An 11,154-nucleotide genomic window follows, 5' to 3' on the forward strand; every position below is an offset into this window, starting at 1 on the left:
GCACCTAAAATTAAAGAAAAAGCTTCAACTGACCGCTTTTTTGTACGTTTTTAAACATCGTTCACGGGCCTTTTTATGATCTACTATCGGGTCTGGATAATTCATTTCCTGAAGATCGGGAACCCACTTATTGATGTATTTTTTGTCCTTGTCAAATTTCTTTATCTGTGTGGTCGGGTTGAATATCCTAAAGTATGGAGCGGCATCCACACCACTGCCTGCGGCCCATTGCCAGTTGCCCACATTGCTGGCCATTTCATAGTCCAATAGTTTTTCTGCAAAATAGGCTTCGCCCCAGCGCCAATCGATTAAAAGATGTTTGCATAAAAAGCTGGCCACAAGCATTCGTAACCTGTTGTGCATGTAGCCTGTTTCGTTGAGTTGGCGCATTCCGGCATCTACCAATGGGTATCCTGTTTTTCCAGTTTTCCACTTTTCGAACTCTTCTTCATTATTGCGCCATTCGATCCTGTCATATTTGGAACGGAACGCTTCGTTCACCGTATGCGGAAAGTGCCAGAGGATCTGCATAAAGAATTCACGCCAAATCAATTCGTTCCAAAAAGTCTCGTTTTTTTCATCTATGGCCTTTTTCACCATTTTTCGAATGGAAACGGTTCCAAATCGCAAATGTGGACCCAGTCGGGAAGTTCCATTTTCTTTGGCGGGGTAGTCCCGGGTGTCCTCATATTTTTGAATCAAGTCCGAAGTAACCGTAAAATCGGGGACCTTTATGGATGACTCCTCAAATCCGATGTCCCCAAGAGAAAGCTGGGGCAAGGATTTATCTTTAAAAAGATTCTTCTCCAATTTTGGAAGCGTATCATAATCCACTAAATCAACGGATGGATTGAAGTTTTCCTTCCATTTGCGCATAAACGGTGTGTAGACTACGTAGGGGTCGCCATCGTCCTTTACCACCTCGTCCTTCTCAAATATCACCTGATCTTTGAATGTATTGAACTGGATATCCTTTTCTTCCAGCAATTTTTTTACCTGCGCGTCCCGTTCTTTTGCGTATGGTTCGTAATCGTGATTGGTGTAAACGGCATCGATAGTATGCTCGTCCATTAATTTTTTGAATATGGCTTTGGGATTTCCATGGAATTGTGCAATTCCACTACCGTAATTTCCACTGAGTTGATTGCTTATTTTTTGAAGCCGTTCATGTATAAAGGTTATCCTAGCATCATTTTTGGGTAGATTTTCAATGATTTCAGAATCAAAAATGAATATGGGAAGTACGGGCAGGTCGTTTTGAAGCGCTTGATAAAAACCAACATTATCGTCCAACCGTAAATCACGCCTGAACCAAAAAATTATGACCTTATCTTTCATGAACTCACGTTTAGGCTGGACATTCCGCCATCTACCCCGATAACTTGGCCCGTAATCCACGAATTGTTGGAATCCAGTAAAAATGCGGCCATATTGGCGATATCTTTCGCACTGCCGACCCTTTTCATGGGATGTCTTTCGGACATCATCTCTTTTTTCTTGTCATTGTTCAACAATCGTTCGGAGAGAGGGGTATCCACTAGGGAAGGGGCTATCACGTTGACTCTCACTTTGGGTGCATATTCCGCTGCCAAGGCACGGGCGAAGCCCTCGATAGCTCCCTTTGCGGCAGATACGCTGGTGTGGAAGGGCATTCCCGTTCCCACGGCAACCGTACTGAAAAAAACCATGCTGGAGCCATCGTTCATGCTGTTGATGATGGATTTTACGGTTTTGGCCAAAGCAATAAAATTGATTTCCATATCCTTTTGAATGGTATCCATGCCCATAGTTTTGAAAGGCTTCAGGTTGATGCTTCCGGGACAATATACAAAGCCATCCAGTTTTTCCGGTATTTCCTTCTCGGATATGTCATCCGTCAAGGCATCAAATTTTATATGGGTGGCATCAATATCCGATAGTTGTTCATCTCTACGGCTAGCTATAAAAACGTTGTTGTCCTTAGAAAGTTTTTTGGCCAGTTCCAATCCAATTCCATAGGAACCGCCAATCAATAATATATTCTTTTTCATGCTATATTTTTCTTATGCTTAAAAAGTTTTCTTTTCCTTCTACTTGGCCGAAAAGCTCGGCGAGCTTGTTTTCCCGAAACTCAAAAATCTTTTGCAATTGTTTTTTCACCAAGATGGGGTGAACAAGCTGTCCCAAAAAACCAAAGGGCAATTTGTAGTCGATAATATCCTCCATCTCCACACCTTCGGGAACCTCTTTTAAAAAGTGTTTGTGGTGCCAAAGGGCATAGGGGCCAAAACGCTGTTCGTCCACAAAATATTCACCATCTCTTACATGGGTTATTTCTGTTACCCATTTGGTGGAAACAAAAGGAAAGGGCTTAACAATATATTGAATTACCTGACCTGGGAACATGGCCTTTTCCGCCCCTCCCAAGATATGGAAACCCATATGCTCCGGGGTGATTACAGCAAGGTTTTTGGGGTTGGATAAAAAGTCCCAAGCTTCCTTTTTACTTATAGGAAAAACCTGCTTTGATGTTAGTTGATAGAGTTGCATCCATTAGAATTTACACAAAGATAATAGTAAAATGTTTAATTAAAATTATAAATAGTTAAACAAAAATTAAATCAGAGCTATTTATTCCCTACTTTTGTTTTAAGGTTTATTTAACAAATAGAGCAACGCTTTACCTTAATTTTGCTCAGCTGAACATTTAATTTATACAACAACTATGAAAAAACTTACACTCTTATTATTTGTCGTATCCATGGGCTTTTCTTTGAACGCACAGATACAGACACCAGCGCCTAGCCCTTTTTCTACATTGGAGCAAAAGGTGGGATTGACGGACGTTACCGTGAAGTATTCACGTCCTGCGATGAAAGGAAGGACTATTTTCGGAGATTTGGTGCCTTACGGTGCTATCTGGAGAACTGGTGCCAACCAGAACACGATTATTTCATTTAGCGATGACGTGACCGTTGAAGGTAAGGAACTAAAAGCCGGTTCTTACGCAGTTTACACCCGCCCCAATGAAGCGGTTTGGGAAGTTTATTTTTACATGACGACCGATAACTGGGGAACACCACAGGAATGGGATGCTTCCAAAGTAGCCGCTACCGTAAAAGTGGAGACGATGGAAATTCCTGTGCCAATCGAATCGTTCACCATCACTATTGATGATTTGCACAACAACGGTGCTACCTTGGGCATTATGTGGGAGAATACCTATGTTGGTGTTGATTTCACCGTTCCTACTGTAGATAAGGCGATGAAGAGCATTCAAGAGACCATGGCCAACAAGGAGGACCTAAAAGCCAATGATTACTTTGCAGCCGGTTCGTATTATTTTTCTGAGGGCGTGAATATGGAACAAGCCAAGGAATGGGTGGACAAAGCTGTTGCAATGGGCGATGGCAGTGCGTATTGGATGATGCGTACCCAATCCTTGATCTATGCAAAACTTGGGGATAAAAAAGGAGCTATAAAGGCCGCAAAAAAATCTTTGGCCGCTGCTGAAGCTGCTGGTAACCAAGACTACGTTAAAATGAACAAGGAATCCCTCGAAGAGTGGGAAAACATGTAAAAAATATATTTTTGATTTTATGGAAAACCCACTATTCGGTGGGTTTTTTTATTCCTCTAACTCAAATCCCGAGTTTCCCAAAAAATTATCGAACAATTGGGTGATACTTGCCACTACAATGACCAATACGCAACCAAAGGCGTTTAGCCATAAATAGGACATCCAATCCAGATTATAGCCGATGATTACAATAATTTGGGTGATAATAGCCGCCACAAAAACAGCATTGCCCTTTACAAATTTAAAGAAGAAGGCCAAGAGGAATATGCCCAAAACGTTCCCATAAAATATAGATCCGATGATATTCACCAATTGGATAAGGTTGTCAAACAGGTTGGCTACGTTGGCAATAAGTATCGCCACAATTCCCCAAAGAAGAGTGAAAGCCTTTGTAGCCTTTAAGTAATGTTTCTGATCATGCTCTTTTTTTGTATTCCGCTTATATAGGTCCAAAGCGGTTATGGTGCCCAGTGCATTCAATTCGGAGGCCGTGGAGGACATAGCGGCCGATAGGATAACCGCCAACAGCAGCCCGATCAGTCCCATGGGCAAATTGTTCAATATAAAATGTATGAATACATAATCCTTGTCATTTGTTTCAACGGTGCTGTCCGCCATCTCGATCAAATTCTTGGCGGTCTCCCTACTGGCGTTTTCTTTCTCGTTGATTTTGATGATGTCCTGTTTGGCCTGTTCAATGGCATTGTACTCCTTTAATTCCAAGGCCGCGGAGAAAGAATGTTGGGCCATTCTTTTTTCTTTTTCCAATTGTTTGTGGTCCTCTTCCAAGGATCGATAATCATTGGCGTATTCCGACTGCATAACAGCTTCCGTAGCTGCAGGGTTGAAGTTCAACGGAGAAGAATTGTATTGGTAAAAAACAAAGACCATGGCTCCGACCAATAGGATGAAGAATTGCATCGGGATTTTAAAGATTCCGTTAAATACCAATGCCAATTGACTTTCTCGAACGGATTTTCCGGATAGGTATCGCTGAACTTGACTTTGGTCGGTCCCAAAATAGGCCAATGCCAAGAAAAATCCACCGGTAATACCGCTCCAAAAGGTATATCTGTTGTTCGTGTCCAAGCTAAAGTCCAAAATATCGAGCTTGTTGTTGGCTCCTGCAATTTTAAGGGCCTTATCAAAAGAGATATCCGTGGGAAGTGCTCCCATGATAAAGAAAAATGCGAAGAACATTCCCAACATTATGATGAACATTTGCTGCTTTTGCGTAACACTCACCGCTTTGGTTCCCCCTGATACGGTATAGATGATCACGAGTATTCCAATAATGACGTTCAATGTCCTCAAGTCCCACCCAAGTACCGCCGATAGGATTATGGATGGTGCAAAAATGGTGATTCCTGCCGCCAGACCTCGCTGGACCAAGAACAAAAGTGCCGTTAGGGTCCGTGTCTTAAGGTCGAACCTACCTTCGAGCATTTCATATGCAGTGAAGACTTTTAGCTTTTTGTAGATCGGGATAAAAATCAGACATATAACGATCATGGCCAATGGCAACCCAAAATAGAACTGCACAAATCCCATCCCATCATGAAAAGCTTGGCCCGGTGTGGATAAAAAGGTAATGGCACTGGCCTGAGTGGCCATAACGGAAAGACCTATGGTCCACCATTTTACATTATCGCCACCACGAACATAATCGTCCACATTGTTGTTCCCACGGGTTTTCCAAACGCCATAAGCAACGATAAAGAGCAAGGTGCTACCAAGAATAATCCAATCAAGTAATGCCATTCAGGAATTTAGTTGTTTAAAATCATTATGAGGTAAAAAACCAAGATATAGACAATGTTCAAAAGGATTACAATGCTGTATTCCTTTTTCCATTCAAATTTGGTATTCATATCATCCTTTGACATTACTGTCTTTTTTTACTTCATCCTTGCCAATGGAAAGCATGTTGGCAAACAGTTTATATGCTCCTGAAACTCCTACAGGAAGTTCTCGGAAAAAGCTTAAACCGGTGTAAATATAATGACCTTCTCCATATGGTGCTACAATAAGGCTGCCCTGTTTTTCAGATTCGCCTTCATCCTTCATGGAAAGGACCGGGGTAAACTCGCTGCTCCATTCACTTGGGAAGTATAGTCCTCTTTCCTGTACCCATCCGTCAAAATCCTTTTCCGTGATGGTGTTCGGAAAGTTCACCAAGGAATTGTTAGGTGCCACGATTTTTACCTTCGCATTCTCATCGGTGACCCTATCGCTTGATAGCGTGACATCGTAAGGCGCAATATTTTCAAATTGGCGGGACCATCTACCGGCAGTATTGTACTGCACGATCATGGTTCCTCCTTTGTTTACATAGTCGAACAAAATCGGCTGTTTGAATTTTAAGGCATCCACTACATTATAGGCCCTAATTCCAACGACCACGGCATCATATCTATCCAGATCACCTTCTTGGATGTCGTTTGGATCAACAAGATGTACTTGGTATCCAATTTGTTCCAGGCTTTCCGGCACATTGTCGCCAGCTCCCATAATGTATGCAATATGTTCGCCGGACTTTTTAATGTCCATACGTACCACTTTGGCCTCCGAAGGCAATAAAACCGATTGTTTGGGAATATGATCGTAATTGATTTCCACGAGTTCTTTATCGAACACTTTATTATTGACGGTAACTTTTGGCTCTATTTTTCCTTCACTTTCCTTATTGGGAGGGGTAACATTGAAGATCAAGGATATTTCTTCCCCTTTTTGGGCAATTGAAAATGGAATCGTTGAAGGTGAAACAACCCAGCCTGATGGATGGTTCAATGCAACACTACCGGACACATCGTTTTTACCGGCTCTTACTTTTACTTGAACCTCTTTGGTATCTGAATTGGCAAAAATCAATACTTTTTCATCAATTTTTGATGTCACTTCCGGCAAAATGGCAAAGGGCTCGTACAATTCTCCTTTATCAGGTTTCGAATATCGGTGAACCACCGATTTTTCAAATGGAATTGAAACACCATTGATCACCAATGTAAAAACGGCTTTAAAAGCACTTGGGGTTTCTGGTTTTCCGATCAGACTTTGATCTTTTACGGTATAAGTTCCCAAAGTACCAGGTTCGTTCAACCAATAAGGACTGGTGTACGAGGTGCTTTCCGGAACGGTAAAACTTATCTCGAAATTTTCCCTTTGGTTGTCTCCCAATATTTTATTGGGCGACAATTTTGCATCGGCACCAATAATTTCGATTTCCTTTAAAGTGATGCTTGGAGCGGTACGGTTTATGGTTTCTATATTGATGGTGGCTTTGCTGCCCGGTGTGGCGGAGGAACTTTTGGAGCTGGCCTCCAAATATAGCCCTGCTGCCGCCAAAATGATGTTTTTCAGTTCTTCGGATTTCAGTGTTTTCCAATGCTCGTCCTCCACATCTTGCAATAATTGATAGGCCTTTACAAGCTCTGGAATATGTTTTGAAGGGTTTTGGAAATCAAAATTCTCTTCAACCTTGTACAAAATATCACCAACGGCCTCACCTCCCTCAACACGGGACCAAGTGGTATTGATACCCTCGAAAACATTGTTCTCTTTTGGCATTTCACCTTTCAATAGCTCAATAAATTCGTTGGAAGAGCCCCTATCGGTCAACCTTCCAAATCCTTGGCAGAGGTGCTGACTGCGCGCCATGGCCGCAATCTCGTTATTGGATAGGCCAAGTTCGGGATAGTAGGTGCCGACATCGAGCTGGACCATACCTGATTTGTCAACTTTTTCAAATGCTTCCTGGCTTCCGTATTGCCACCAAGATGTGTTATAAAAAATTCGCTTTGGCTGCCATGGCGTGGTCCATTGCAACTGATTGGAATATACGTTTGGGTCGTTGGCAAGATCAAAGGCTTCCATGCTCAGAATAGCGGAAGAGGTATGATGACCGTGCGTGGAACCGGGTGTTCTATGATCAAAACGGTTGATGACCACATCGGGCTTGATGTTACGTATGGCCCAAACCACATCGGACAACACTTTGTCCTTGTCCCATATTTTTAGAGTTTCGTTCGGGTGTTTGGAAAAGCCAAAGTCATTGGCACGGGTAAAGCGCTGTTCCCCGCCATCCATATGTCTGGCGGCCAAGAGTTCTTGGGTTCTCAATACGCCCAAGAGTTCCCTAAGTTCGGGACCAATCAGGTTTTGCCCACCATCCCCACGGGTCATGGAAAGATAAACTGTTCTTGCCTTTTCATGGTTGGCCATGTAGGAGATCAGGCTTGTATTTTCGTCATCAGGATGTGCGGCCACATAAAGTGCCGTTCCCAAAAAATTCAGTTTTTGGATTTCGTGGAACAGTTCCGCAGAGGTAAGCTTGTCTGGTTTTTGGGCAAAGGATTTTGTAAAAAGTAATGTGGTAACGGCAAGGAGTAACCATATTTGCTTCATAGTTGGTCGTTTAGTGGTTAATTCAAATATAGCCATATCGCGTTACAGTTATGAGATGATTTAGAAGAGTTTTAACATAGAAGCCGTTTGGGTCTACAAACCCAAGCTATCCCTCAAAATTAAATCCTTATTTTTATTTTGGCCCCAATAAGCAGTTTTGAGCGTTTTTATTTTTGATGCCTTGGAGGTCAAAAGCTTTGCATTTTGACCAAATCCGCTTTTAAATTCTTCCGTCCAACTTTCAATGGAATAGGGGAAAGAAGACGTGAAGTTTATCATCAAATTTCGTTCCAATTCGAGATACGAAATGGTGTAAGTTGTAATGCCATCCTTAGTTGAAATGCTTGCACTGGCATCATAACCCCTAATTTCTTGGTGGCTTAATCTTAGATATTCCAAAGAGGGAATCATTGAAATATCCCCAACAGGAAGATTTTCTGGATTGACCCTGATTTTGGTCCAGACTTCATTTTCAAGCATGGATTTTTCCAAAGTGAAGGCTTGATCGGCCTCTCCTTCAAAATACGAATGTGAAGTAAACTCAAATTGATCCCTATTGTTCAATTGCGAGTACACATGTCCGCACCATTCTTGGACGGACAAACTGGATTTAATGGCATGTTGGTTGTCGTAAACAGGATAAAATGTGCTCGACATAATAGAGTAAGGATAAATCCCTGTCAAAAATTTTTTTGTAGCATTCAACTTCAAGACGGAAACGTTTTCGGGGTTGCTATTGTTTGCTTTCACTTGCTCTTTGGGCAAAAAAGGTTCGGTCACGTAGATCAAAACCGCATTGCCATCCCTGAGTTCACCGTAACGGGCCTGTTCCAATTTGTAGGAGGTGATTTCCGCCTCGCCGGCATACCAGTATTTTTTGAAATCCTCCGAAAGTGGGTTTTTGGCAGGTTTCTCCACGATTTCAGAAGAATTGGAAGTATTAGTTGCAGGTTCTGTATTGCTTTCTTTACATCCGATGGTGAGAAAAAAAAGGAATATAAAAATAGAAGTGTAAAAAGTTGAAATAGAGGTTTTCATAGGTGCATTTTTCCAAAGATAGCAGTAAAGTCGGTTTATAACAAGATACTTAACTTTTCCCGATACCGGGATTTTACACTATAAATCCAATGATGAAGGAAATTTTGATAATCGCGAAAACATCCAAAGGATGTCCCGTAAAAATCATTTTGGCAAATCGAAACTGATCATAGCTCCATCAGAAATTGATAGACCAAATCCGTGGGCAGTCCCACCACATTGGTGTACGAACCTTGAATTTCGGAAATACCGATTATTCCGATCCATTCTTGAATGCCGTAGGCACCTGCTTTGTCAAAAGGCTGACAAGTTTCAATATAGTAGTTGATTTCCTCATCCGTAAAATCCTTCAGCTTTACTTTTGTGTTGCTACTTACTGTTTTTTGTGAGTCTTTAGTGGTAAAACAAACGGAGGTGATTACCTCGTGCCAATCACCAGAAAGTGCACGAAGCATTTCGAACGCCTCAGTTTTGTCCGCCGCTTTTGCCAAGGAGGCATTTTTGTGCCAAACCACCGTATCCGAAGTAATCACAACTTGATCAGGTTCCAGTTCTTCTATAAATGGAGTGGCCTTCAACCTGGCCAGATATTCCGATATTTCATGGCCTTGCAGTTCATCAGGATAGACTTCTTCCACGGATTTGGGCTGTACTTCGAAGTCGAGCCCCAATTCCTCCAAAAACATTTTGCGCCTTGGGGAGCCAGACCCTAGGATTATTTTTTTGCCCTTAAGTTTGTCTTTGAGTGGATTTTTAGTCATTCTTGGCGCTAAAATTATCGTTCCAGTCACCACGGACCTTTAAAACCTGCTCAATAATATCGCGGACGCATCCTTCTCCGCCATTTTTGTGGGATACATAATCGGAAATTGCCTTTACCTCAGGTACCGCATTTTGGGGAGAAGTGGCCAGGGCAACCATTTTCATGGGAGGGATGTCGGGAACATCATCGCCCATATAAACCACCGACATAGGGTCGATATCATGGATTTCCAAATATTCTTGCAAAGGTTCCTGTTTGTGGTGGGCGCCCATGTAAAAATCAGTTATGCCCAATCCTTTTAAACGGTCCTTGACGCCTTGGTTGGTGCCACCGGTAATGATGCAGATGTTATACCCTTTGGTAATGGCAGTTTTGAGTGCATATCCGTCTTTGACGCTCATTTTACGAAGTAGCTCGCCATCCGTTGTTATGAGGACCGAGCCATCGGTCAAAACTCCATCCACATCAAAAACAAAAGTGGTAATGTTGCTTAAAATCTCCTTATAATTTTTTTTCATTGGCTTGTATTATGGCTTGGCTCAATAATTTATAGAGTGCAATGTGTTCTTGTTTTTGTAAGAGTTCCAAATGACGTTCCATGCTTTCGGTATCGTTCCTGCGTGCAGGCCCCGTTTGGGCATCTTTGGGCGACATACGCTGTATTTTTTCCGCAGTTTCCATGATCAATGGTTTCAAAAGATCAAAAGATAAGCCCTCGTCCAAACAGAACTCTTCACCGATACTGTATAGATAATTGGTGAAATTGTTCACAAAAACGGCTGCAAGATGCAATTTTTTTCGCTGTTCAGAATCAATATGATGGGTGTTTTCCGAGATGGATTCGGCCAACAGGCGCAAGGTTTCCAAAGATTCCTTTTCTTCTGATTCAATACAAATGGGAATGTGGGCAAAGTTGACAGTCTTACCTTTGGTAAAGGTTTGTAGCGGGTAAAAAACACCTCTGTTATCCGATTGAACGGCATTCAGGCCCACAGCTCCCGAAGTATGGGCCACAATTCCTTTTTTGCTGGACAGATATTTGGACACTTCGGCAATGGCATCATCCTTTACCGCGATCAAATACACATCGGCATCGGCAATGGAAACAAAATCATTGGATATAGGAGAGAGGCCGGAAAATTGCTGCAAATCTTCCAGATTGCGCCCAACAACTTGCGCCACGGTAACGTTCTCCGCCTTATCAAAAGCATTAAAAAGATGCATGGCGAGGTTCCCGGTCCCCAAAATCACAATCTTGAGCATGCCCAAAACTACAAATTTAGCATTGATGCATTGTTGCAAGAATTAACAATTCTGTTGGATTTTTATGGAACAAGGGGACAACAAAGTTCTAAAAAGGCCGTATTTTTGCAAGCCGAAAGCAGATTGT

The 11,154-nt window shown here is 42.2% G+C and carries 10 protein-coding genes; 1 reads left to right on the forward strand and 9 read right to left on the reverse strand.

What is annotated here, in order from left to right; all coding sequences use genetic code 11:
- Positions 1-24: 24 nt before the first annotated feature.
- Genes SD449_RS01270 through SD449_RS01280 form a run of 3 tightly spaced genes read right to left on the reverse strand, consistent with a single transcriptional unit; the run spans position 25 to position 2,529 of the window.
- Positions 25-1,338, reverse strand: coding sequence for a cryptochrome/photolyase family protein (locus SD449_RS01270; RefSeq protein ID WP_318308200.1), 1,314 nt, complete (start codon positions 1,336-1,338; stop codon positions 25-27).
- Positions 1,335-2,030 (reverse strand): SDR family NAD(P)-dependent oxidoreductase, encoded by a 696-nt coding sequence (locus SD449_RS01275; RefSeq protein WP_318308201.1) that lies wholly within the window; start codon positions 2,028-2,030, stop codon positions 1,335-1,337. The genes SD449_RS01270 and SD449_RS01275 overlap by 4 nt, the downstream gene beginning before the upstream one ends.
- A gap of 1 nt (position 2,031) precedes the next feature.
- Positions 2,032-2,529 carry an SRPBCC family protein gene (locus tag SD449_RS01280; protein ID WP_318308203.1) on the reverse strand — a complete coding sequence of 166 codons (498 nt, stop codon included), beginning with the start codon at positions 2,527-2,529 and terminating at the stop codon, positions 2,032-2,034.
- Positions 2,530-2,704: 175 nt separating this feature from the next.
- On the opposite strand from SD449_RS01280, the gene SD449_RS01285 reads away from it, so the two are divergent.
- Complete coding sequence (locus tag SD449_RS01285; protein WP_318308205.1) at positions 2,705-3,559, forward strand: DUF2911 domain-containing protein; 855 nt, start codon at positions 2,705-2,707, stop codon at positions 3,557-3,559.
- 48 nt (positions 3,560-3,607) lie between these two features.
- On the opposite strand, the gene SD449_RS01290 is transcribed toward SD449_RS01285, so the two are convergent.
- From SD449_RS01290 to SD449_RS01315, 6 genes are all read right to left on the reverse strand, one after another.
- Positions 3,608-5,320: a sodium:solute symporter gene (locus tag SD449_RS01290; protein ID WP_318308207.1), complete on the reverse strand. Its 1,713-nt coding sequence runs from the start codon at positions 5,318-5,320 to the stop codon at positions 3,608-3,610.
- Between the two features lie 111 nt (positions 5,321-5,431).
- Positions 5,432-7,963, reverse strand: a complete 2,532-nt coding sequence (locus SD449_RS01295; RefSeq protein ID WP_318308209.1) for a PIG-L family deacetylase — start codon at positions 7,961-7,963, stop codon at positions 5,432-5,434.
- Positions 7,964-8,056: 93 nt separating this feature from the next.
- Entirely contained in the window at positions 8,057-9,001 is a 945-nt protein-coding gene (locus SD449_RS01300) for a septum formation inhibitor Maf (protein WP_318308211.1), read from the reverse strand.
- A gap of 167 nt (positions 9,002-9,168) precedes the next feature.
- A complete protein-coding gene (locus tag SD449_RS01305; RefSeq protein ID WP_318308213.1) occupies positions 9,169-9,762 on the reverse strand; it encodes a Maf family nucleotide pyrophosphatase in 594 nt (197 codons plus the stop codon).
- Positions 9,755-10,282, reverse strand: coding sequence for a KdsC family phosphatase (locus SD449_RS01310; RefSeq protein WP_318308215.1), 528 nt, complete (start codon positions 10,280-10,282; stop codon positions 9,755-9,757). The genes SD449_RS01305 and SD449_RS01310 overlap by 8 nt, the downstream gene beginning before the upstream one ends.
- Positions 10,266-11,027, reverse strand: a complete 762-nt coding sequence (locus SD449_RS01315; protein WP_318308216.1) for a Rossmann-like and DUF2520 domain-containing protein — start codon at positions 11,025-11,027, stop codon at positions 10,266-10,268. The genes SD449_RS01310 and SD449_RS01315 overlap by 17 nt, the downstream gene beginning before the upstream one ends.
- Positions 11,028-11,154: the final 127 nt, after the last annotated feature.

Source organism: Flagellimonas crocea, from assembly GCF_033441595.1.
GTDB classification, from domain to species: Bacteria; Bacteroidota; Bacteroidia; order Flavobacteriales; family Flavobacteriaceae; genus Flagellimonas; species Flagellimonas crocea.